This window comes from Spirillospora sp. NPDC048911 (genome assembly GCF_043198015.1).
Lineage (GTDB): Bacteria > Actinomycetota > Actinomycetes > Streptosporangiales > Streptosporangiaceae > Spirillospora.
In genome coordinates this window covers 200,378-223,745 of record NZ_JBICUD010000011.1, presented here as the reverse complement: position 1 = coordinate 223,745, position 23,368 = coordinate 200,378, and the positions used below count along the sequence as shown (strand labels likewise).

14 protein-coding genes are annotated in these 23,368 nt (G+C 74.0%); 5 read left to right on the top strand and 9 right to left on the bottom strand.

Going from position 1 to position 23,368, the window contains the following annotated elements:
• Nucleotides 1-37: 37 nt before the first annotated feature.
• From ACGFNU_RS40225 to ACGFNU_RS40190, 8 genes are all read right to left on the bottom strand, one after another.
• Nucleotides 38-3,346 carry a hypothetical protein gene (locus ACGFNU_RS40225; protein WP_392601868.1) on the bottom strand — a complete coding sequence of 1,103 codons (3,309 nt, stop codon included), beginning with the start codon at nt 3,344-3,346 and terminating at the stop codon, nt 38-40.
• A gap of 62 nt (nt 3,347-3,408) precedes the next feature.
• Nucleotides 3,409-3,984 (bottom strand): Uma2 family endonuclease, encoded by a 576-nt coding sequence (locus ACGFNU_RS40220; RefSeq protein WP_392601867.1) that lies wholly within the window; start codon nt 3,982-3,984, stop codon nt 3,409-3,411.
• Nucleotides 3,985-3,993: 9 nt separating this feature from the next.
• Nucleotides 3,994-7,080, bottom strand: a complete 3,087-nt coding sequence (locus ACGFNU_RS40215) for a chromosome partitioning protein ParA (protein WP_392601866.1) — start codon at nt 7,078-7,080, stop codon at nt 3,994-3,996.
• The gene (locus tag ACGFNU_RS40210) at nt 7,077-7,724 is read right to left on the bottom strand and encodes a hypothetical protein (protein WP_392601865.1); all 648 of its coding nucleotides are present in this window, start codon (nt 7,722-7,724) and stop codon (nt 7,077-7,079) included. Before ACGFNU_RS40210 ends, ACGFNU_RS40215 begins: the two co-directional genes overlap by 4 nt.
• Nucleotides 7,717-8,244 (bottom strand): hypothetical protein, encoded by a 528-nt coding sequence (locus ACGFNU_RS40205; protein WP_392601864.1) that lies wholly within the window; start codon nt 8,242-8,244, stop codon nt 7,717-7,719. Before ACGFNU_RS40205 ends, ACGFNU_RS40210 begins: the two co-directional genes overlap by 8 nt.
• Nucleotides 8,241-9,467: a hypothetical protein gene (locus tag ACGFNU_RS40200; protein WP_392601863.1), complete on the bottom strand. Its 1,227-nt coding sequence runs from the start codon at nt 9,465-9,467 to the stop codon at nt 8,241-8,243. The genes ACGFNU_RS40205 and ACGFNU_RS40200 overlap by 4 nt, the downstream gene beginning before the upstream one ends.
• Before the next feature lie 85 nt (nt 9,468-9,552).
• Complete coding sequence (locus ACGFNU_RS40195) at nt 9,553-11,103, bottom strand: serine/threonine-protein kinase (protein WP_392601862.1); 1,551 nt, start codon at nt 11,101-11,103, stop codon at nt 9,553-9,555.
• Nucleotides 11,104-11,185: 82 nt separating this feature from the next.
• Nucleotides 11,186-13,039, bottom strand: a complete 1,854-nt coding sequence (locus tag ACGFNU_RS40190; protein WP_392601861.1) for an N-6 DNA methylase — start codon at nt 13,037-13,039, stop codon at nt 11,186-11,188.
• A gap of 176 nt (nt 13,040-13,215) precedes the next feature.
• Here ACGFNU_RS40190 and ACGFNU_RS40185 point away from each other — a divergent pair, with 176 nt between their 5' ends.
• The 4 genes from ACGFNU_RS40185 to ACGFNU_RS40170 all read left to right on the top strand — a co-directional run bounded on the left by ACGFNU_RS40185 (nt 13,216) and on the right by ACGFNU_RS40170 (nt 19,113).
• Entirely contained in the window at nt 13,216-13,776 is a 561-nt protein-coding gene (locus ACGFNU_RS40185) for a DUF4352 domain-containing protein (protein ID WP_392601860.1), read from the top strand.
• Nucleotides 13,777-13,929: 153 nt separating this feature from the next.
• Entirely contained in the window at nt 13,930-16,482 is a 2,553-nt protein-coding gene (locus ACGFNU_RS40180) for a LuxR C-terminal-related transcriptional regulator (RefSeq protein WP_392601859.1), read from the top strand.
• Nucleotides 16,483-16,591: 109 nt separating this feature from the next.
• On the top strand, nt 16,592-18,091 hold the full coding sequence (locus ACGFNU_RS40175) for an AMP-binding protein (protein WP_392601858.1): 1,500 nt from the start codon (nt 16,592-16,594) through the stop codon (nt 18,089-18,091).
• A gap of 65 nt (nt 18,092-18,156) precedes the next feature.
• Nucleotides 18,157-19,113 (top strand): AMP-binding protein, encoded by a 957-nt coding sequence (locus ACGFNU_RS40170; protein WP_392601857.1) that lies wholly within the window; start codon nt 18,157-18,159, stop codon nt 19,111-19,113.
• A 99-nt stretch (nt 19,114-19,212) separates the two neighbouring features.
• Here the strand turns inward: ACGFNU_RS40170 and ACGFNU_RS40165 are convergent, their stop codons facing one another.
• Nucleotides 19,213-21,474: a SpoIIE family protein phosphatase gene (locus ACGFNU_RS40165; RefSeq protein WP_392601856.1), complete on the bottom strand. Its 2,262-nt coding sequence runs from the start codon at nt 21,472-21,474 to the stop codon at nt 19,213-19,215.
• 101 nt (nt 21,475-21,575) lie between these two features.
• Here ACGFNU_RS40165 and ACGFNU_RS40160 point away from each other — a divergent pair.
• Nucleotides 21,576-23,368: HAMP domain-containing protein (locus ACGFNU_RS40160; protein WP_392601855.1), on the top strand; the 1,793-nt coding region annotated here is incomplete at its 3' end.

The following is a 23,368-nucleotide window of genomic DNA, read 5'->3' as shown; positions in this document are numbered from 1 at the left end:
CCATGTGCCCGAAAAGTTGGCGTTCGTCCCACGAGTGTCACTCCTCCGCAGTGGTGATGTGACGTGCGGTGTAGGTGACATCGGGGTGCGGGTGGGTGCGGAGGAGGCGCAGCGGCGCGCGCCACTCCTCCGGCCAGCCCGCCCGCGGCCCGTGGCGATCGATCAGAGCGCAGGCGAAGAGGCCGCCGGTCAGGTCGCCGCGCCCGGCGAGCCGCGCAGCGTGTGGCAGGACCTCGGCCGGTTCGGGCAGCAGGCCGCTGGGCGACCAGGACGTCACGCCGCCGGAGGCCAGCGCGTGGGCGACCTCGGCGATCGCCAGGACGCCGCCGATGGGCCGGTCGGCGAGCACGTCGATCTCGGTGGCGACGTCAGGGGAGTCCCAGCGGATCGCAGCCGCGAGCAGAAGCGTCGCCCAGGGTTCGGGCAGCCGACCGTCAAGGGCACGCAGCGCGGGCTCGGTGGCGTCGCGGGCGTGCACCGCCTTGCCTCGGACGGCCTCGACGAGGGCGCGGAGCCGCTGGAACGCGGGCCGGTCGCGGTCGGCGGCGGCGTCGGGCTCGGCGGGAGAGGCCCCGAGAGTCTCGGCCGCCGCCGCCAGCTCGGCGGTGCCCGTGCCGCTCGTCGCGCAGCCGACCAGCGCGTTGAGCCCGGCCTGCCAGCCGGTCACGGTCAGGTCGGTGAGGACGGCGGCGGCGACGGCGGGCGCGTCGGGGGCCCACGGTGCCCAGGCGGGGAGCGCGGGCAGCGCCGCGGAACGCGTCTCGGGATCGGTGGAACGGGCGATGCGGACCACGAGCCGCGCGTAGGCGGCCCGGTGCCGGTCCTCGACCTGGAGCGGCGACGTGCCGAGAACCTGGCGTGCCAGGTCGCGCGGCCCGTTCGCGGCCTCGGTCAGGATCCGCATCGCGACGGGGTCGTCCAGGCGTGCCCGGACGGCCGAGGCGATCGCCGCCCGGACGTCGCGATGCTGACCGGGATCGTCCCAGGCGGCCTCGATCAGGGCCATGGCCCCGGGCACCTCGTTGTGCAGGAGGATGCGCAGGGCCTCCTTGCGGGAGGTGATCTTCCCGGCACGGAGCGCCGGGCCGAGGTGACCCGCCAGGGCGCTCGGCGGCACGAAGCGTGCCGCCCGTGCCGCCGCGTAGACCGCGACGTGCGCGTCGTCGCCCGATGCGTGCTCCAGCAGGACGGGCAGCATCTCCTGAGGCGTCGAGATCCACGGCGCGGCCGTCAGCGCGGCGCGGCGCAGCAGCGCGTCCGGATGGCCGAGGTAGGGAAGGAGCCCCTCGGCCCCCATACCGGGCACCGCACCGATGTCGCGGACGGCCTCCGCGCGGTGTGCGGCGGGCGTGCCCTCGTCCTGGGCCAGCAGATGCTTCAGCTCCAGATACCGGGCGCGCTGCCCGGCGGTCCAGCGGCGCAGCCAGGAGCGCGTCGCGGAGGGCACATGAATGACGCCTGGTGTCGCGAAACGACCGGCCTGGAGGTCACCTGACAAAGCGGTGTCCAGCAGGTCGGTACGGCCGGCGGCGATGACGGCGAACACCCTTCCGACGGTCACCGCGGACGGCTCTCTCGCCAGAAGACGGCCGACCCGTTCCCCACTGGTACGCGGCGGCGCGAGCCACAACCTGATCGCTTCCTTGGCCACAGCGGTCTCGGACGCGTCCACGGCCTTCTCCAGCGCATCCTGAAGCCGCGGCACATCGTGGCCGCGCCGCCCCAGGGACCTGGCCAGCGTGAGCGGCAACCCGTGGTCGCCTCGCCGCTGCGACTCCGCCATACGCGCCGCCAACCCGCGGACGAGATCGTGTTCGGCGCCACGGGGAAGCATCATGTCCAGCCGGCCGAAACCCGCCTCGCCCTGGTGATCGGTGAGCTTCCCGAACAGCTCCAGCCCTGCGGCCACCAGGGCCTCGTTCCCCTGTCGGCAGAGCACCCGGGCGAGCGCGGCGATCGCCGCGCGCGTGTCGTACGAGCAGTCGCGCGCGTTGAGCGCGTCGTCGGCGAGCCGGGCGAACGCGGCGGCGTGCTCGCTCCGGAAAGAACCGGGCGGGACACTGGCGAGCGTCCGCAGCGCCTGCGACCGGACCGGATCCTGCTCGTTGCGCAACCGCCCGAGAACGTCCAGGAGCCCCGCGAGCACCTCGGGGTCGCGGGCGCGCCCGGCGCAGCCGATGAGCAGCCGGTAGCCGGTCGCGCGCTCGTCGGCGTCCGGCCGTTCCGCAAGCGCCTTCAGGATCGGGAACGCCTCGTCGTACGGAAGGTAAGAGACGAACTCCCTGTACCTGGCCGGCGTCTCCGCCACCCGCCGCAGCCGCAGCATGCGCCGGGCCTCCCGGATGCGTGCCGCCGCGGGCAGCACGTCGAGCAGACCGGGGTCCAGCTCCACCGCACCACGATCCACACTTGCCATGGCCAGCTCGAAGACGTGCTCGCGCCGACTTGGCGGAAACTCATCCAGCAGCAACCGCAGCACGTACCCGTCGGACCGGACCGCACGCGCCACGGCCGCGAGGTCGTCATCGCCGAGCCCGGTCATCCGCCGTCGGACGAACGGGTACCGCAGCAACCCGGCGAGCTGGTCGCGATGCGACAGCAACACCCTCATCATCCGGTCGCCATCGGCGTCCAGGAGCACGCCGAGCCGGGAGATCAACTCCCCGGGCATCCGCCCGTCGAGCCAGTGGTCTTCGAGGAGACCGATGACCCGGCCGGGCGCGTGCTCCACGGCCGCCGCGACACCGGACCCGGGCCCCCACCACCAGTGGCGCCGCGTCGCCTGGGGAAGAGCGGCCAGGGACTCCTCGGCGTGGTCGAGCATCAGGCCGGGATGGGCGCGGCCGAACGACGCCCAGTTGGGCACCGACTGGGGGAGCGCGCCGAGCCGTTCGCGTGCGACGGACTCTCCGCAAACAGCGAGCAGGGCACCGGCGTCGCCCGGGCCCCACCGGGCCGCCACACGTTCGATCAGCGCCTCGGCCAGATCCGTGCGCCGCCACCGCCGGATCGCCTGGTAGGCGGTCGCGCGAAGGGCCATGGGCGCGTCGTCGAGCAGCGTGGCGAACGCCTCCGCGCCCACCCCGAGCCGCGCCGACCACCCGATGGCAGCCTCCGCCAGATCGACGGCGGGATCCCGCATGGCCCCCGCCAGATGCTCCAGCCCCGCCGCATCGCGCGCGGCGGCCGCCATGAAGATCGCCAGCGACCGTTCATAATGATCGCCGCGCCCGAGCTCCTCCAGCACCTCGGCCGCGGCCCCCTCACGGGCGAGCTCCGCCAGCCGGCGGCAGCGCTCACGATGGGTCAGGGGCTCGATCTCGTCCAGCAGCTCAGCGACGCGCATGAAGCGCATCCTCCCGGATCACGAAGAAACGTTCACCTCGATATCCGGAGCGTGGACGTCGGTCACCGCCGCATCAGATCTTCGACCGGCATGGTGACGGGGAACGGGTATTCGAGCTCGATCTCGGCCCCGCCGTGGAGTGTGGTCAGCCGGTATTCCCGGGCTGCGGCATCGAGGTGGAACTCCCGGACCTGTTCGATCTCACTCTTGTCGTCCAGCTCGATCACGAGATAGAGCGGAATGCCCGCGGCGGCATACTGTGCCTTCTTATCGATCAGGTCGGCCCGGACAGTGGTCGGGGAGGCCACCTCGACCACCATCATCACGTCGGACGCCTCCAGCCTCGATGTCAGGTCGGGCTGGCAGCGGTAGACCGTCACGTCGGGGCGACGGAACGTGTACTTCGGCACTCGCCACAAGACGACATCGACGTCCGTATCGATCTCAATGCACGGCTGAGACGGGCGAGCACTCTCCAGGGCGTCGGCCATCCTCTTGGCGAGCTTGTTGTGGCCACGCGTCGGGGATTCACACAAGATCACGTTGCCGTGCACGACCTCGATGGTCCGTGCGATCTCCTCGGGCAAGGCCAGGTATTCGGCCTCGCTCATGAGGATCGGCAATGGCTGCTCGCTCATGGTCGCAGTCTACGGGCGGGTGGCGGAGATCTGGGCGGACAGGAGGCGGACGCGGGGTTCGTGCTCGTCGTAGCCGACGACGACCGGGGGCTCGTTGTAGGGCATGGTGTCGGACGAGCGGCGCAGCTTCACGTACTGGCCGCAGGCGTCGATGGCGTAGGGCTCCATGTCGTCCTGGAGGGCGCCGATGACCGTGATGCCGTGCGTCTCGCCGATCTTGCGGAAGAGGGCGACGGCCTCCTTGCGGTGCTCCTTGCCCAGGTTGCGGCCGAGCTCGTCGAGGACGAGGACGAGGCGGCCGCCGCCCGAGCTGGCGAGGGCGGCGGCGCAGACGAGCTTGACGGCCTTCTCGTCCATGAGGGCGGTGTTGGCGCGCCGGTTGTACGGGACGTACCGCTGGCCGTCCGAGCGCCGCCACTTGGGGGTCACGCGCCAGCGCCACTCCTGCTCGGGGTCGCCGGGCTGTTCCGGGGTCGGGAATTCGAGGGTCGCGCCATAGCCGCCGTAGGCCACGTCGAGTTTCTCGAACTCCTCCGAGACGCGCTGGAGGCGTGCCCGGATCGCGGCGGTGAGGGCGGTGCGGTGGGCCTCGGCGGCGCCGGCCGCCTCGCCGGCGCCCTTCTGCGCCTTGTCCAGGTCGGCCCGGCGGCCGGAGAGCTGGACCTCGATCTGGCGGCGCTGGTGGCGTTCGTAGTCCTCCTGCTGGCGGAGGTAGGCCTCAAGGGCCCTGACCAGGCGCGGGAACGTGGCCTGCTCACGTTCGGACCGGCGGCCCTCGCCCTCGGCGCGCTCGTTGAGGAGGAAACGCATCTCCTCCGGCATGTCCTCGTCGGACGGGCCGTCGGGGAACACCCGGCGCATCCCCTCGGACAGGTGCTTCTCGGCGCTGTGCCACCACTCGTCGGGCGTCCAGGTCTTCTGGTCGGCGTCGAGGGCCGCGAGCCATTCGGCGGCGTCGTCGCGGGACCCGCCCCAGTCTTTCTCGAGGTCGTCCAGATTCAGGGCGGTTCTTTTGCCGGCCAAGTCCGACTGCTTGGCGCGGACCTGGTCACGGTCGCGTTCGTGGGCATCGCGGCGGCCCCGCAGGCGGTCCACTTCGAGGGCGCGGGTGTCGGCCTTGGCCTGGAGGCGCCGGAGCGTCTGCTCGGCCGAACCCAGGCGCGGCCCGAGCTTGGCCTCGCTGCCCGCGAGGTCTTCGAGCTGCTCGCGGAGGCCGGTCATCTTCTCGCGGACGAGTTCCAGCTCGGCGGCGGCCTGGGCGCCGGTGAGACGGCGGGCCGCGAGGGCGACGTCGGCGGCGGCGTCCGAGGTGTGCTGCCGGGCGTGTTCGAGGGCGTCGCGGGCCGTCCGCACCGCTTCCCTGGCGGCCTGGACGCGGGCGACGCGGCCGGTCACCGGCTCGGGGAAGCCGCCGACGATGACGACGCCGGTCCCGTCGCCCGATTCCAGGGCGGTGAAGAAGGCGCGCAGGGGGAGGGCGGAGTTCACGCCTTCGAGATCGTCGCCCGGGTCGCCGTCGGCCGGGACGATCATCGAGCCGGGGAGGTCGCGCAGGGCGGCGGTCGCGGCGTCGAGGTCGGAGGCGCCGACGACGACGGCCTCGCGGTAGGGCCAGAGCGCCGCTTCCCAGCGTTCCCGGACGTCCTCGGCGAGCTCGACCGCGTCCAGGAGACCGACGGCCGTGATCCCGGCCGCGGCCAGGGCACGGATCTGTGCGGGGGCGCTGCTCTCACCGGCCTCGGCCTCGGCCAGCTCGCGCTCGGCGCGCGCCACCGCGCCCTTGGCCATGCCGAACTCCTGCTGCGCCTCGTCGCGGCGCGCCTCGGCCTCGGCCAGCTCCCGCTGCGCGGTCTCGGCGTCGCGGCCGTCGGCCTCGCGCTGCCGGTCTTCCAGCGCCGAGACCTGGCGCCGGAGCTCCTCCATGCGGTTGCGCGCGACGGCCTTGTCCGCGCCGATCTTCTCGGTCCGGCCCTTGAGATCGGCGAGGGCGGTGCCCGCCTCCGACAGCTGCGCGTCGAGCGCGCCGCCGGTGAGCTGCTCGACCTCCTTCGCGGCGGCGGCGATCGCCGCGGTGATCTCCTCGTTCTCCGCGTGCAGTCGGTCCTGCTCGGCGGCGTGCGCGGCGTCGGCCGCGGCGGCGTCGACCAGGAGCCGCGCCTGCCGGGTGCGCCAGCAACGCTGGGCGGAGGCCACCTCGTCGCGGGCCCGGTCGCGCCGGTCGAACGTCTTCAGCAGCGAGGCCGCCTCGTTCTCCCACTCGGCCAGCCGCTCGCCCGCCTCGATCGCCTTGGCGCGCTCGCGGTGCTCCTCCGCGCGGGACTTGCGCTCGGCCTCCAGCTCCCGGTCGAGCCCGGTGAGCGCCGCGATCGCGCTGAAGATGCGCTCCGGGCTGATCTCGTTGAGGGGCTGGGAGAGCAGGTTGGTCGCGACCTTGGACCGCACGGACGTGGACAGGAACGACACGCAGCGAACCTGGCCCCCGTACAGGGTCTTGCTCAGGTCCTTGGCCAGCAGGTCGCGGCGCCCGGCGCTGCGGGGGAGCGACGTCCACGTCCGGTCGGCCGCCGCGACGCGTTCGGCCTCGGAAGGCGCCGCGGCGAGGTGCACGCCCTGCCGCCAGCGGATCTCCAGGTGCGGCGCGTCCGCGTTGACCCGCAGCCAGACCGTCACCGCCGTGCTCTCGACGATGTCGTCGTTGTCCTCGACCTCGGCGTCCTCAGGAAAATCGAAGACGCCCACGATGTAACCGTGGTCGGCGCTCGCCCACTGGGCGTCGCCCTGCGCCGCGAGCTCGGCGTTGAACAGCAGCTCGGCGACCGCCCGCGCGCCCGACGCGAACCGCCACTGCTCGTCGCCCAGCAGCGCCGTGATCGCCGCGATGAACGACGACTTGCCCGCGCCGTTGGAGTCCTTGGGGCCCTGGCCCGCGACGACGATGAGCGTGCCGGGCACGGTCGGCACCGGGTGCGTGGACAGCCGCGAGATGTTGACCGCCTGGACGGCGATCAGCGTCCGGGCGCCCACGACGTTCTCGTTGTCCATGCCCGCGCGGGCGGACCCCGCCTCCGGCATCAGCGGTTCGAGGACGGCGGTCATGGGTTCCCTCCGGCTTGGTTGCGGCGGCGCGCCCGGATGGCCGCCGCGAGAGGCGAGTCAGGCCCCGCCGCGAGAATGAGCTCCTCTTGCAGACGGCGCCGCGCCGCGTCGGTGAGCCGGTGGAACTGCGGCCCGGGAACGAACCCGCCCGCCTCGTCCGACCCCGCCTTCACCTGGGACACCAGCCCCGCCGTGCGGAGCCGCCGCAGCGCGCTCTCCAGCTCCCCGATCGGCAGCTGCGACCGGCGGCGCAGCTCCTCCAGCGGCGTCGGGTACGTCGACATCCACGAGTCGTCGCCCAGCAGCCCGGCCGCCCGCGGGATCGCCACCGAGTGGATCAGGACGAGCACCAGCACCGCCCGGTCGCCGGCGGCGGGCACGCACGCGGGGTCGCCCGCCAGCTCGGCGGCGACGTCGTCGCGGTAACCGGAGATCCACTCGTGCTGGCCCGAGCGCACGAGGGTGCGGCCGGTCAGCCCGAGCATGCCCTCGACCGTGCGCCGCAACGCCGGCTCCCGCAGCGCCGTGAAGCGCACCTCGGGCACCGGCTCGGCGGCGTGCTCGACCGCCATGTAGGCGGCGACCAGCTCCGACCGCCGCTTCTCGTCGTAGGACCGCAGCAGCGGTTCGAACAGCTCACTCACCCGGCGCCTCCGGCGGCTGGGGGAGACGCCGCAGCAGATCGCGCAGGGAGGCCAGCGACTCCTCCGGCCACATCGCGACCCGGGGCCCGGGCCGTACTGTTCCAGCGTCCTCGTCGAGCAGCAGCCAGCCCGTGTCGGCCAGCCGGCGCAGCTCACCGGTCGCCCACCGCCGCGCCAGCTCCCTGTCGCCGCGCGACATGCCGGCGTACACCTCCAGCACGCCCGCGACGGGCGCCTGGTCACCCGGCCACGGAGCGTCGTCCAGCCGGGGCCAGCAGCAGCGCAACGCCGCGGCCAGCACGCGCCGCGCCTGCCCCGGCCGGTCCAGCGGCATCGGCGCGGTCTGGTACTCCTCCAGCAGCGCCGGCGTGGCCCCGTCCGGCCAGGACGGCAGCAGCCACACCCGCGCCCCGTCGGCGGCGGCCGTCAGGCCCGCCGGCACCGGCTCGGACGCCGGGATCGAGAGGGCGCCCAGCACGCGCGCCCGTGCCCGCGCGAGCACCTCCGGCTCGACGCTCACGAGCCGGTCCTTTCGAACGTGCCGGGGGAGAGCCAGGTGGGCGAGCCGCCTTCGCGGACGGTCATGCCGTCCGACCACACCAGGCGGTAGGGAAGCTCGGGGTGCAGATGGGCCGCTGAGAGATCGGCCAGCATCCGGCGCGCCGTCACCCAGTCGTCGCCGAGCACCTCCTCGATCGCGACACGATCCTTGCCCCGGAGCACCTGCTCGGCGACCGTGCGCAGCCGTCCGGCGGCGGCGTCGCCCGAGCCGGTGTCGCCCGACAGGCCGGGGTCGGGCACGGACGGCCGCGGCGGCGCCGGCCGGGGCGGCGTGGCGCGCGGCCCGTCCTCCACCGCCGTGACCACCGCGGACGGTTCGTGCCAGGGCGCCGCCGCGTCGAACACGAACCCGTCCAGAACGGCCGCCAGGTCGTCCCGCGAGGCCGTGCGGGCGAACGTCCGCCACGCCTCCGGCGGCAGCAGGGTGAGGTTGCGCGTCGTCCCCGCCGAGTCGGTCAGCCGCGCCGCCGCCCGCCGGGACGCGTCGCCATAGGCGTAGATGGCCGCCCGCAGCTCCGTGCACGTGCGATCGAGCTGTGGCCAGCGCCGCAGGATCGCGCCGTGCAGCCGCTCGGCCCGCACCAGGATCTCCTCGGTGCCCCACAGCTTGGGCGCCTGCTCGCGCAGCTCCTCGATCGTTCCATTCGTGAGGGTCAGCAGCTCGACGCTCCAGAGCCGGAACGCGCGCGCGAGCCCCTCGGCCCCGTCGCGGGCCTGCTCGGGCGTCATCCGCGGGTCGGCCACGTTCAGCTGTTCCAGGGCCAGCAGCCGGTGCATCTCGCTCTGGCCGCCGTCCAGCATCATCCGCCGGACGAACATCAGCCCGACCACGCTGGTGAACGAGGCGCGGTAGCGGAGCTGGTTGGGCTTGGGGAAGACCTCCCGGATCGCGCCGAGCCCCTTCAGCACCCGCAGCCGGTTCTCGAAGACCTCGGCCGGATACCGCCGGCAGACGTAGCGCATCTGCTCGCGGCTCAGCCCGTCCTCGCCCGCGTCCGCGAACGCGGCCAGCAGCGTCTCGGCCACGTCGACCAGATCGGGATCGTCGACGACCGCGCCGCTGTCGCGGGCCAGCGCGGCGAACATCTGCCGGTAGACACCCAGCACCGCCTCGCCGACCAGCGCGTCGTCCAGGCTGGGGACGGCGGGGTCGTGGATCACGTTCTCGGGGGTGGGTGACACGGCGAACTACGGTAAGGCCACCAGGCCCCCAACGTGGAATCGGCACCCGCCGAACGGCGTGTTCACAGAGCCCGCGCGCGCCTGCTCACCATGGCGGGGCGGGCGCGGTGGGTCTCGGCGGAGAGGCCGCCGGGACCGGGCCGGCGGCGTGCGGCGGCGGGCTCACCGGCGGCCCGGCCGGTGGCCGGTTCGGTGTCCAGGCGGGTGCGGAGGCCGCACGGAGCGCGGCCTCCCGGGCACGGACCTTGAGGCGCGCGGGAATGGTGAGCGTGGCGTGCAGCGGCGCGCCGAAGGTGAGGAGGAGCAGTGGCACGGCGAACCACAGCGAGTTGTCGTTCGTGACCTCCATCATCGTGATCGTGAAGGCCAGCAGGAACGCGTAGAGACCGCCGTAGCCGAGCCACCTCCAGTGCCGGTGCCGGATCCCGACGTAGGCGAACGAGATCCACGACGTGAAGCCGAGTGAGAACGTCGGCACGACCCAGAGGCTGTGCAGCACCAGCCAGCCGAACGAGTGGCTCTTCGTCAAGGGGATGCCGAGGTCGGCGTCCGGGATGTTGTTCCGCCCGGCGTTCGAGGCGCCGTGCCGCCAGGAGTCCTGGAGCCCGTGCCGAGTGGCGCCCGGGACGTCGTGGTCCGGGGTGGCCGGGTCCATTGCCGTCGTCCTCGCCCGGTACGGCGGTGCCGGCGCCGTTTGCCTTTGCCGGGCCGCCGGCACGGCGAGGCGGACGAGGGCCTGGGCGTAGAGGTGCTGGCCGCTGAGCGTGGCGGGGGAGAGGACGATGCCGCCGATCGGTGTCGCGGGGCCGATGTGCCCGAGGAGCCGCTCGTACACTTCGCGGGCGTCGCTGGGCCGCTCGTGCGGCTCCTTGGCGAGCAGCCGCCGGACCAGCCACTCCAGTTGCGGCGGGACGTCGGGCCGGTCGATCGGGGCCGGAGCCTCCTGCATGTGCTTGTAGCTGAGGGCGTGCGGGGACGTGGCCTCGAAGACCGGGCGGCCCGCGAGCATCTCGTACAGCACGCACCCGATCGCGTACAGGTCGCTGAGCGGCGTGACGCGTTCGCCGCGCAGCTGCTCGGGCGCCATGTAGGCGGGCGTGCCGACGGTGTCGCCGGTCTTGGTGATCCGCGGCACCCCGGCCGCGTCCAGCACGGTCGCCACGCCGAAGTCGAGGACCTTGGCCGAGCCGTCGCCGGTGACCATGAGGTTCTGCGGCTTGAGGTCGCGGTGCACGAGCCCCCGGCCGTGGGCGAGCGTCAGCACCGAGCACACCTGGGCCATGATCGCCGCGACCCAGGGAACCGGCAGCGGGCCCTCCTCGGCGATCAGGTCGCCGACCGTGTGCCCCTCGATGAGCTCCATCACCAGGTAGAGACCACCGCCGTAGGCGCCCGCGTCGTACACGGCGGGCACACCCGGGTGCTGCAGCCGGGCGGTGAACGCGGCCTCCCGGGCGAAGCGCTGGACCAGCTCCTCCGGGTCCGTCCGGGCCGTGATGAGGTCGTTCGTGAGCAGCTTGACCGCCACCCTGCGGTTGCCGAGCTGCCGGTCGGCGCCCTCCCAGACCTGCCCCATGCCGCCGCGTCCGAGCGGTGCGCTCAGGTCGTAGCGGCCTGCCAGAAGCCCCGGTGCCATCGTGTCCCCTTCACCGCCACCGCCCCCGAAGTGGCACACATTGTGGCCCATGGGCGGGGCCGCCGGGGCGGCTTGGCGATCTTCAGCCCTCTGCTGGCAGAAGGTGGCCTTGCGCGACGCCGTCCGCCAGCAGCTGGGCCATCTCGCTGCCCAGCGCGACGCTGCCGCGCAACGCGTACTCCAGGTCCTGGACGCGGCGGAAGACCTCGCCCAGGCGGCGCTGCTCGTCCAGGGGCGGGCGCGGCACCTGGGCACGCCGCGGGTCGACCCGGCTGCCGGTCGTGGCCCCCGACGACGACCGCACGTTGGCGGTGCTGCGCAGGATGCCCGCGAGATAGTGCGGGTCGAGCGCGGCGGGATCCACCCGGACGAGCCACAGGTGCGGGCCGAGCAGCGCGCCGTCCTGGTCCACGACGCGGGCCGCGAAGTGGCGGGCGGCCGCCGTCACCACCACGTCCCCGCTCCGCGTGATGATCCAGGGTTCGGCGGGGTCGGCGGCCACCACCCTGCCGGACGGCCGCCGCCCTTCGATGACGTCTTCGGTGGTGAGCAGCGGCCGGCCGGACGCGACCGGATCGGGCTCCCGCCCGGCAGGGCTCTGGTGCAGGGACAGCGCCCCGATGCGGGCGAGCTCGGCGATCGACGTCACGGGCAGCTCGCGCGGCTCCGGCCGGGGCTCCACGCCGGGGATGAGCTCGCCGAGCCCGCGGACGAGCGCCGCCAGCCGGTCGCGGGTCTGCACATAACGCTCGGCCGTCTGTGCCCCGCCCCCCGCGGCCAGGTGCCGGCCCGGCGTGAGGTCGACCTCGTCGTCCAGCAGGTCGATGACCGGGACGACCCGGCCGAGGCCCGGCTCGTCGAGGTCGGGCTCGTGCTGGAAGTCGCGCCAGAGCCGCGTGACACCTTCGGCATCAGCGCCTTCCACCATCAGCACGCCGTTGGGGGACGCGGCGGTGCCCGGGTGGCGCAGCAGCCAGAGATGGTAGGAGCCGGAGAGCGCGACGACGGCGCGCAACGCGCCGCGGCGCAGGAGCTGGGCCCGGATCCGGCGGCCGGACCGGCGCCCCGCGGCGGCGGGCGGCATCAGGACCACCGCCAGGCCGCCCGGGCCGAGATGGGCGAGGGCGTGCTGCACCCACGCCAGCTCCGGCTCCATCCGCGGCGGCAGCCCGTACTCCCAGCGCGGGTCGGCGGTGAGCTCCTCGTGGCCCCAGTGCCGGTGGTGGAACGGCGGGTCGCACAGGACCGCGTCGGCGGTGGTCCCGCGGAACGCGTCGTGCCGCAGCGAGTCGCCCGGCCGGATCTCGACCCCCTGCGTTCCGGGGAACGCCAGCCGGGCGCCGGCGATGTGCGCGAGACCGGCGTCCTGCTCCTGCCCGAGCAGCCACCGCGCGGACCGCGCCTCACGGAGTAGGGCCCCCGTCCCGCAGGCGGGGTCGAGCACGGAGCCGGTGCCCGGATCGAGGAGCCCCGCCATCAGCGCCGCGATCTCGGGAGGCGTCGTCTCGCCGCGCCGCGCGTGCACCTCCAGGTGGCGGCCCACCAGGAACTCGAACGCCTCTTGCGCGCCCCAGGACTCGGCCAGCTCCCGGAGCCCTTCGACCGTCACGGGCCGCGCCCCCCGCAGCTGGTCGCCCGCCTCGCCGATGACCACGCCGAGGTGGGCCTCGTCGATCGCCATCGCGCGCAGCCGCTGCCAGACGTCCTCTTCGAGCGGGACGTCGTTCAGCTTGCCCTGCGTCTGGAGCCAGGCCGTGATCTCGGCGAGGGAGAACGTGGGGCTGGCCATCGTCCCGCCCACCGGCCGCGGGAAGTCGGGATGCCGACGCCGCCAGTTGCTCACCGCCGCCCGGCCCACCCCGGCCAGCCGTGCGATGTCGGCCGCGGTCACCGTGGCGTCGTCGGGCACGTCGGTCTCCTCTCGCTGAACGAGCACGCTACACGACACTCACCGACACACCAGGCACGGCTGTAAACACGACTCACACCGAAACAGTCTGAGTCACCAAATCATCTTGTGAACTCGATTCACTCGTGCTCTAATCGTGCCGTCCGAAACGCCCGGACCCCGCAGGCGTTCGTCCGTTCCGAGAGAGACCCCCTGGAGTACCCATGTCCGCACGCCGCCTCATCGCCTGCCTGGCGCTCGCCTCCCTCGCCCTCACCGGCACCGCCTGCGAAGGCGGGTCGGGCTCCGGAAAGACGTCCAAGTCCTCCAAGGGCAAGACCGGCAAGAAGAGCAAGACCGGCAAGGCCACCAAGGCCGCGAAGGCCGTGAGGGTCGGCCAGGAGGCCAGGGACGGCAAGTTCGCCTTCACGATCACCAAGGTGAGGCCCGGTGTCCGCAAGGTCGGGTCGGGCATCCTGGCCCAGAAGCCGCAGGGCGAGTTCGTCCTCGTCGCGGTCACCGTCAGGAACATCGGCGACGAGGCCCAGATGTTCATCGACACCGAGCAGAAGGCCGCCGACTCCGGCGGCAAGGAGTTCACGCCCTCCACCGAGGCCGCCGTCGTCCTCAACCAGAAGACCGGCGCCTTCCTCTCCGACATCAACCCCGGCAACTCCGTCAAGGGCCTGCTCGCCTTCGACGTCCCCACCGGCACCAGGCTCGCCTCCCTGGAACTCCACGACTCGGCGTTCTCCGACGGCGTCAAGGTCACCCTCACCCCCTGACGGAATCGCCACCGCCGGGCGGGGCGGCGCCCGGCGGTAAAGCGCAGGAAGATAGTCAAGAGCCGTAAACGGGGGACGGCCGACGAAAGCGATGTCAAACTCGCAGGTGACCGCGTGGGACGTACGGGCCTGACGACCAGGATTTGTGGGCGCATGACATCGCTTAACTCACCTGCGAAAACGTATGCGAAGACGAATCTGCCCGAGGAGCCCAACGACTTCATCGGCCGCGAGCGGGACGTGGCCGACCTGCGCCGGCTGCTGGAGACGATGCGGGCCGTGACGCTGTGCGGGCCGGGCGGCATCGGCAAGACGCGGCTGGCGCTGCACGTGTCCCATTCGCTCCTGGACGCCTACCCGGACGGGATCTGGTTCGTGGAGCTGGCCGAGGTCTCGCTGGACGGGCCACCGGACCAGGTGACGCGCAAAACGGCGACCGTGCTCGGCGTGGCGGAGGAGGACAGCAGGCCGCTGGCCGCCACGCTGGCCGACGCGCTGCGGCCGGCCGGGGCGCTGCTGCTGCTCGACAACTGCGAGCACCTGGTGGACGAGTGCGCGGATCTGACGCGGGTGCTGATGGCGCGATGCCCGCGGTTGCGGGTGCTGGCCACCAGCCGCGAGCCGCTGCGGATGGCGGGGGAGAACGTGTGGCGCGTCCCGCCGCTGGAGCCCGCCGAGGCGGCGCGGCTGTTCCTGGCGCGGGCGGGCGCGGTGCGGCCCGGATTCCCCGACGGCGAGGGGACGGCGGTCGCCGAGATCACCCGGGCGCTGGACGGCGTGCCGCTGGCCCTGGAGCTCGCCGCCGCGCGGATCCGCGTCCTGTCGGTGGACCAGATCGCGAGCCGGCTGGCCGACCGGTTCCGGCTGCTCAGCGCGGGCGACCGGACCGCGCCGCCGCGGCAGCGCACGCTGCGCGCGGCGATCGACTGGAGCCACGAGCTGCTGAACGAGCCCGAACGGGTGCTGCTGCGGCGGCTCTCGGTCTTCCAGGGCTGGACGCTCGAGCAGGCCGAGCTGGTCTGCGCGGACGACGATCTGGACGTGGGCTCCATCCTCGACCTGCTGACCGCGCTGGTGGACAAGTCGCTGGTCGTGGTCGCCGGGGAGACGGCCGGTGAGGTGCGGTTCCGGCTGCTGGACAGCATCCGGCAGTACGCCGCGGAACGGCTCGCCGCGGCCGGGGAGACCGCGATGCTGCGCGGCCGGCACCGGGACGCGGTGCTGGAGGCCGCCGAGCGGCACGGTGAGATCGCCATCGCGGAGCTGCCCGCACGGTGGCGGGAGCGGGCGGCGCTGTTCTTCCGGTACGACGCGGAGCTCCCCAACGTGCACGCGGCGCTCGCCTGGTCGCTGGAGCAGGACGAGATAGAGGAAGGGCTGCGGATCTGCACCGCGGGACGCACCTACTGGATCGTGCGGGGGCGCGTCACGCAGTGGTCGGACTGGTCCGACCGGTTCCTGGCGCGGGCCGCCGGCCTGCCGCCGTCCGTGCTCGGGCCCGCGCTCGCCGCCCGCGCGCAGCTGGCCGTGGGCAGCCGCGACTTCGCCCAGGCGGGCGAGTTCGCGCGGGAGGCGCTCGAACACTGCCGCAAGGCGGGCGACGACTTCATGACGGCCGCCGCGCTGATCGTGCTGGCCGAGGCCCACACCAGGGCCGGGCGCGTCACCGAGGCCATGGAATGCCTGGACGAGGCCGACGTGATCGCCGCACTGCCGGGCCAGGAGTGGAACCGGGCGTACGCGCTGACCGTCCGCGGCTACCTCCAGACCCGCCGCGGCAGGCTGCGGGAGGCGCGGGAACTGCTGGAGACCGGGGTGCAGATCATGCGCGACATCGGCCAGCTGTGGGGGGCGAGCCACGCGCTGATCGGCCTCGGCCGGCTCGCCGAGCTGCGCGGCGACCTGGGCGCCGCCCGGGACCGCTACGCCGAGGCACAGCCGATCCTCCGGGAGATCGAGGCACGGCCCGAACTGGCGCGGGCGCTCGCCGGGCTGGGCCGGGTCGCCCTCGAACAGGGGGATCCGCGGTCGGCCCGCGAGTCGCTCGCGGCGAGCCTGCGCCTGAGCCGCACCACCGGCATCAGGCTGGACGTCGCCCGCGCGCTGGAGGCGTTCGCCGCCCTGGTCGCGGCCGAGGGCGACGACCACGGGTCCGTGCGGCTCGGCGGCGCGGCGGCCGCGCTGCGGGAGGCGGCGGGCGGCCCGGCGGGCACCGGCTCCCGGCTCGAACGCACGCTGGAGCCCATCCGCAAGCGGCTCGGGGAGCCGCTGGTCGCCCAGCTCTGGGGAGAGGGCCGCGTGACCTCGCCCGACGAGGCCGTCGCCCAGGCGCTGCGCGCGCCCGCCGCCGACGCCGTCCCCGTACCCCGCGAACCCGAACCGCCCACGAACGAATCGGCACCCTCCACGCCCGGATCCGAGCCCAGGCTCGCGTCCGAGCCCGCAGCCGCGCCCACGCCCGCAGTCGCGCCCGCACCGGCGCGCCCGCTCGCGGCGCCGGTGACGCCGCCGACCACCCTCACCACCCGCGAACGCGAGATCGCCCGGCTCGTCGCGCGCGGCCTGACCAACCGCGGCATCGCCGACGAGCTCGTCATCAGCCCGGCCACCGTCGCCCGGCACGTCACCAACATCCTGACCAAGCTCGGCTTCGCGTCCCGCGCGCAGGTCGCCGCCTGGGCGGTCGAGAACATCCCCGCCGAGTAGCGCCCGGCATATGTACGCATAGGCGTACGCGGGAGGGCGCCGCGGACTACGACTCCGGATGCACAGTCCGGCGCATGTGCCCGCGGCACCCGGCCCGTACGGTCGGGCCATGATCTCCACAGGTCCGGATCCGGCGGCGTCGCTCCCCCCGATGACCGTGACCCAGGCGGTCTTCGGCGTGACCGGCCCCGTGCCGGAACGAGGCGCCAAGACCGCCCTCGTCGCCGCGACCTCGGGTCGCAGCCTGTCCTACGACGAGCTCGCCCGGGCGGTCGCCTCCATCGCCACCGGCCTGATCCGCGCGGGCCTCGGGGCCGGCACCGTGATCGCGCTGCACCTGCCCGACAGCCCGGAGTTCGCCGTCGCCCTGCACGCGGTCCTCGCCGCCGGCGCCGTGCCGTTCCCGGTGCGGGCCACCGTGACCGCGGCCGAGCTGGCGCGGCTGCTGGCCGAGGCCGGCGCGCGGGCCCTGGTGACCTGGCCCGTCGTGCTCGACATCGCGCAGGAGGCCGGCAAGTCCGTTGAGCTCGAACGCCTCTTCTGCTTCGGCGCCGAGCCCGACGTCGAACCGTTCAGCGACCTGACGACCGGCGCCGCGACCCTGCCGGAGACGGCCGTGGACCCCGCCGCCGACCTCGCCCTTCACGCCTGCACGCGCGCCGTCGCCGGGCGCGCCCGTACCGTCCCGCTCACCCACGCCGACGTGACCGCGGGTCTGATCCGGCTCGCCGGGGCGGGGATGATCGGCGCCTCCGACCGGGTGCTGTCCGCGCTGCCGCTGGCGGACGTGCTCGGGCTGAACGGCCTGCTCAACCCGGCGCTCCGCCTCGGTGCCACGGTCGTCACGCTGTCCGGGGCGGGCCGCGACAACCTGTTGCGCGCCATCCAGGAACAGCAGGTGACCATGGCGCTGGTCACGCCCGAGATCGTCGAGATGATGGCGTTCGACCGGACGGTGGGGCGGTACCGCCTCCGGTCGCTGCGCGCCGTCGTCTCGACCGGCGGGCCCCTGGGGGCCGAGGTGGCGCGGGCCTGCGCGGCCCGGCTCGGCTGCCCGGTCCGGCAGGCGTACGGGCTGGCCGAGGCCGCCGGGCTCACCCACCTCAACCTGCGCGCCGCCGAGGAGGGCACGCTCGACTCGATCGGACGCGCGCTCTCCGGTGTGCGGTGGCGCGTCGCCGACCTCGCGACCGGCACCGAGCAGCCCGCGTACCAGGCGGGCGAGCTGTGCGTGGGCGTGGCCGGCCGCTGGATGCGCAGCGGCGACTCGGCGTTCGCCGACGAGCACGGCCGGGGCTTTGTCCTGGGCCGGCTCGGCGCGCGCCGTCCCGAGCCGCCCGCCGAGCCCGGCGCGGTGCTGGCCGCGCATCCGGCGGTGGAGGACGCCGTGGTCGCCCCCGCGCCCGATCCCGAGCTGGGCCTGGTCCCGCACGCGTTCGTCGTGCTGGCCGACCGGGTCTCGGCCGAGGACCTGCTCGCCTACGTCAACGCGCACGTGCCGTCGTACCGCGGCGTGCTGGTCGTCAACGTGGTCGAGATGATCCCCCGCTCGCCGAGCGGCCGCGTGCTGCGCCGGGCACTGCTGGAGCGGGCGGGCCTGCTGCCGTGACCTACACACCCACGTACACAGATCTTCGGATGTGGCCGCCGCGCTCCGCGCCGTACGGTCGGCGCATGCTCCACCGAGACCGTCACCCGAGCGACGACACCGACGGCCGGCTGGCCGTCGCCGAGACCACGGTCACCCGCGCCGTGCTGGAGGCCGCCCGTGAGACGGCCGTGCGGAACGGCGACCGGGCCGCGGTGGAGGGCCCGCACGAGACGCTGACCTTCTCGCGGTTCGCCGCCGTGGTGCCCGCCGCCGCGGCCGGGCTGAGCCGGCAGGGCGTGCTCCCCGGCGACGTGGGCGCCGTTCACCTCAGCCGTCCCGGCGACCTCGCCCTCGCGCTGCACGCGATCACCGCGGCCGGCGCCGTCCCGCTGCCGCTGTCGCCCGGCGGAACCGCCGGCGAGCTGGCCGCGCTGATGTCCGAGCGCCGCGCGCGTTTCCTGCTGACCGACGGGGAGCTGGCGGCGGTCTCGATGGCGGCCACCGAACGGTCGTACGTCCGCCAGGTCTTCGCCTTCGGCGAGGTGCCCGGCGCGACGGCGTTCGGCCGGCTGGTCGCGGCCGGGGCGGACGCGGAGCCCGCCGGACGGTTCGCCGGCACCCAGGTCGACCCGCTGCGCGACCTCGCGCTGCTGCTGGGCGATCCGCGCGAGGAGTTCACCCACGCCGACCGGCTCGCCGGCCTCCACCGGCTGGCCGGCGCGGTCGGGATCACCGCGTCCGACGTGCTCGCCTGCCGCGCCGGCGACCTGCCGATGCCGATCTGGATCGGGCTGATCGACCTGTGCCTCCTGCACGGCGCGACGTTCGCCGGCGTGCCAGCCCCGGGCCCGCTGCTCACGGCGGCCGGACGAAGCGCCGCCACGATCGCGATCGTGTCACCCGCCGGTCTCCACGCCCTCGCCCACGACCACGCCGCACCCCACGAAGGCCTGCGCCTGCTGGTCACGGGCGTCACCGACCCCGAGACCGTCCAAGCATGCCGAGACCGCCACGGCTGGACGATCACCCCCCTGGCCTGACGACCGGCCTTCACGCCACCCGCCGCCCGCCTCACGCCGCGCCCGTCCTCACGCCGCGCCCTCGCTCACCACGCGCGCGGTCTTGCTCTGCGCGCGGTCTTACTCCACGCGCATGGCGAGGATCGCGACGTCGTCGTCGAGGGGCGTGGTGGTGAACTGGCGGACGGCGGTCTGGATGCGCAGGGCCACGGCCCGCGCGGTCAGGCCGGTGCACTCCGACAGCAGCCGGGCCAGCCCGTCGTCGTCGTCCAGTTGCGCGTCGCCGTGCCGCCGCTCGGTGATGCCGTCGGTGACGCACAGCATCAGGTCGCCGGGGGCCAGCTCGACCATGTCGAGCCGGTACGCCGGCGCGGCGACGGCGCCCACCAGCAGCTGGGACGTCCCGATCGCCGTGACCTCGCCGTCCGGCCGCAGCCGCAGCGGCAGCGGGTGGCCCGCCGAGGTGACCGAGACCCGCAGGTTGCCCGTGGACAGCCGTTCGAGCTCGCCGTGCACGACGGTCAGGAGCCGGCTCGCCTCGTCGTCGAGCATCGCCTCGTTCAGGCTGTCGAGCGCGCGGGCCGTGCCGTGGCCCTCGCGGCTGAGCGCGCGCAGCGTGTGCCGGACCAGGCCGGTCACGGCGGCGGCCGCCGCGCCGGTGCCGCAGACGTCGCCGAGCATGAAGCGCCAGCGGTCGTCGCCCGCCGGGAACAGATCGTAGAAGTCGCCGCCCGCCTTGGCGTCGCGTCCGGCCGGCAGGTAGACGATGCTGTAGTCGACGCCGGGGATCTGCGGCAGGTGCGCGGGCAGCAGGCTGCGCTGGAGGGTCTGGCTGACGGCCACCTGCTCGCCGTAGCGGCGCGCGTTCAGCAGGGCGAGCGCGAACCGGCCGCCGAGGTCCTCGGCCAGCCGCACCAGCTCGGGCCGGAACTGACCGTCGCCGGGCCCGCCCAGCACGATGCAGCCGAACCGGTGCTCCCGGCAGATCAGCGGCAGTTCGAGCGCCTCGCCGCAGAGGCGGCGGCCGGCCGGTGCCATCGAGGCGACCGCGCCCCACTGCCGCGGCTCCCGGACCTGCTGCGAGGAGGGCGCCGGACAGCCCGCCAGCAGGTCGCGCAGCGGCCCGATGAGCTGCTCGTCGGCGTGCCAGACGTGCGAGAGCATGCCCTTGCCGCCCTGGTCGTCGAGGTAGACCGCGCACCAGGAGGCGATCCGCGGCACGAACAGCTGCGCGGCCAGGGCGAGCACCAGCGTCTCGTCCAGCGTCCCGGCGAGCAGGTCGTTGGCCTCGGCGATGAAGCCGAGCCAGCCGCGGTAGCCCTGCCGCGCGGTGGCCTGCCGCTCCCGCGACACCACCGGCGCGAGCGACTCGGCCGCGTACTCGAGCCGGGTGATGTCGGCCGGCCCGAACCGGTCGGCCGCCTCGGCGGTCACCACGACCATGCCTAGCCTCTTGCCGCTGGCCCGGAGCGGCGCGGTGGCCAGGGACTGGAACCCGCTGCCCGTCGGCGGCGGCACCACCGCCGCGTCGTCGTGCGCGGTGGCGGCCAGCCGGACGGACTCGGCGGGGCGCAGCATCTGGCTCGCGGGCCGCCGGCCGGCCACCGCGTCGCCGTCGAACCCGGCCATGCCCGCGGGATCGTCCTCGAACGCCGACGCCCGCACCCTGAGGGACTCGTCGTCGGCCCCCACCAGCACGTACGCGGCGTCGGCGCCGGTGGACGCCCGCGCCCACTGCACGACGTGGTCGAAGAGCCGCTCGGCGGGGAGCTCGCTGTCCGGCGCGCCGGGCCCGGCGGCGACCGGCTCCGCCACCCCGGGAGCGATCTCGACGCCGCCCGGGGAGAACGGCCCCGACGGGGTGGCCGCCGGCGGCACCGCCGAGGTCGTCATGAAGGGCGCGGGCGTGCGGGGCGACAGCCCCGGCTCGACGCGCTGGATGCGGACGAACTCCGGCGGCCGGCGGGGCGGCGGGGCGGCGGGCGCCCGCGCCGGGCCGGCCAGCTCGAACCAGACCGTCTTGCTGGTCTTGGTGTAGGTGACGCCCCACGAGTCGGCGAGCGAATGCGTGAGCACCAGGCCGCGATGCCCGTCCAGGCTCGCGGCCTCGGCCGGCGCGTCCACCCGGCGCATCGGCAGCAGGTCGCGCACCTCGACCCGGACGTCGCCGCCCGCCGGGTCGAGGCGGCACGTCAGCTCGATGTCGGTGCCCGCGTGCACGACGGCGTTCGTCACCAGCTCGCTGGCGATGAGGACCGCGTCCTCGACACGATCGAACGGGAGGTCCCAGGCGTCGAGCGTCTCCCGGACATGCCCCCGGGCCGCCGGTACCGTCGTGCTCTCGGGTACGTACGTGGCGCTGGACCTCCGCGAAACCGACACGATGACCCCCCTGCGGGAACATGCTGATTCGCGAGGTGAACCTCCAGTCATAGTGACAGAATGAACGGGCTCAGATACGCCGAGTTGGCAAGGTCCGTCCAATGAGTGCAGCCTCGAGCAAGCCGCAAGTCCAGCGAACCGCACCGGCGGGGGGCGCCGAGAGCCCCGCGCCACCGGATGTCGAGGCCGCCCAGCGGCCCGCGGAGAGCGAGGCCGCGCTCCGGTCCCTGCTGGAGGCGCTGCGCGCGATGCGGGACGGCGACTTCCGGCCGCGCTACAAGGCGCCGCAGGACGGCACCCTCGCCGAGATCGGCGAGGTCCTCGAGCAGATCCTCGACCGCAACCGGCACCTGTCCGACGAGCTCAGCCGGGTCTGCCGGCACGTCACCCGCGAGGGACGCCTGGACGAGCGGCTCGCCGCCGGCCCCGGCTCGGGCCGGTGGGCCGGCAGCGTCGAGTCCGCCAACACGCTCCTCGACCTCATCACCACGCCGCTCAGCAACACCGCGCGCGTGCTGGAGGCCGTCGCGGCGGGCGACCTGTCGCAGCGCGCCGACCTCGAGGTCGGCAACCGCGGCCTGCACGGCGACCTGCGGCGCGCCGGCAAGGCGACCAACCGCATGATCGACCAGCTCACGCTGTTCACCTCCGAGGTGACCCGCGTCGCCCGCGAGCTGGGCACCGAGGGCCGGCTCGGCGGCCAGTCCAAGGTCCGGGGCCTCACCGGCAGCTGGGCGCAGGTCACCGAGGCGGTCAACGACATGGCGGGCCGCCTCACCGGCCAGGTCCGCGACATCGCGGTGGTCACCACCGCGGTCGCCAAGGGCGACCTCACCCGCAAGGTCACCGTCGAGGCGACCGGCGAGATGCTGGAGCTCAAGCTCACCGTCAACACCATGGTCGACCAGCTGTCGGCGTTCGCCGACGAGGTGACCCGCGTGGCGCGCGAGGTCGGCACCGAGGGACGGCTGGGCGGCCAGGCGCAGGTGCGCGGCGTCAGCGGCACCTGGAAGGACCTCACCGAGTCGGTGAACGTCATGGCCAGCAACCTGACCTACCAGGTGCGCAACATCGCCCAGGTGGCGACGGCCGTGGCCAAGGGCGACCTGAGCCAGAAGATCACGGTCGACGTCAAGGGCGAGCTGCTGGAGCTGAAGGACACCCTCAACACGATGGTCGACCAGCTGTCGGCGTTCGCGGGCGAGGTGACCCGCGTGGCGCGCGAGGTCGGGTCCGAGGGCAACCTGGGCGGCCGCGCCGAGGTCACCGGCGTGTCCGGGGTCTGGAAGGACCTCACCGACAACGTCAACGCGATGGCCAACAACCTGACCAGCCAGGTGCGCAACATCGCGCAGATCACCAAGGCGGTCGCCGACGGCGACCTCACCAAGAAGATCGACGTGGACGCGCAGGGCGAGATCCTGGAGCTCAAGTCGACGATCAACACGATGGTCGACACGCTCTCCGCGTTCTCCTCCGAGGTGACCCGGGTCGCCCGCGAGGTCGGCACCGAGGGCCGGCTCGGCGGTCAGGCGCAGGTGCGGGGTGTGTCGGGGGTCTGGAAGGACCTGACCGACAACGTGAACTCGATGGCGAACAACCTGACCAGTCAGGTGCGCAATATCGCGCAGATCACCAAGGCGGTCGCGGACGGGGACCTGTCGAAGAAGATCACGGTGGACGCGCAGGGTGAGATCCTGGAGCTGAAGGACACCCTCAACACCATGGTCGACCAGCTCTCGGGCTTCGCCGACGAGGTGACCCGCGTCGCGCGCGAGGTCGGCACCGAGGGCGAGCTGGGCGGTCAGGCGCAGGTGCGGGGTGTGTCGGGGGTCTGGAAGGACCTGACCGACAACGTGAACTCGATGGCGAACAACCTGACCAGTCAGGTGCG

Excerpts from the sequence above, each read along its gene's own strand:
- ACGFNU_RS40215 (WP_392601866.1), bottom strand. The coding sequence starts at position 7,080 with ATGACCGCCGTCCTCGAACCGCTGATGCCGGAGGCGGGGTCCGCCCGC.
- ACGFNU_RS40180 (WP_392601859.1), top strand. The coding sequence starts at position 13,930 with ATGACATCGCTTAACTCACCTGCGAAAACGTATGCGAAGACGAATCTG.
- ACGFNU_RS40195 (WP_392601862.1), bottom strand. The coding sequence starts at position 11,103 with ATGGCACCGGGGCTTCTGGCAGGCCGCTACGACCTGAGCGCACCGCTC.
- ACGFNU_RS40225 (WP_392601868.1), bottom strand. The coding sequence starts at position 3,346 with ATGCGCGTCGCTGAGCTGCTGGACGAGATCGAGCCCCTGACCCATCGT.
- ACGFNU_RS40175 (WP_392601858.1), top strand. The coding sequence starts at position 16,592 with ATGATCTCCACAGGTCCGGATCCGGCGGCGTCGCTCCCCCCGATGACC.
- ACGFNU_RS40170 (WP_392601857.1), top strand. The coding sequence starts at position 18,157 with ATGCTCCACCGAGACCGTCACCCGAGCGACGACACCGACGGCCGGCTG.
- ACGFNU_RS40220 (WP_392601867.1), bottom strand. The coding sequence starts at position 3,984 with ATGAGCGAGCAGCCATTGCCGATCCTCATGAGCGAGGCCGAATACCTG.
- ACGFNU_RS40185 (WP_392601860.1), top strand. The coding sequence starts at position 13,216 with ATGTCCGCACGCCGCCTCATCGCCTGCCTGGCGCTCGCCTCCCTCGCC.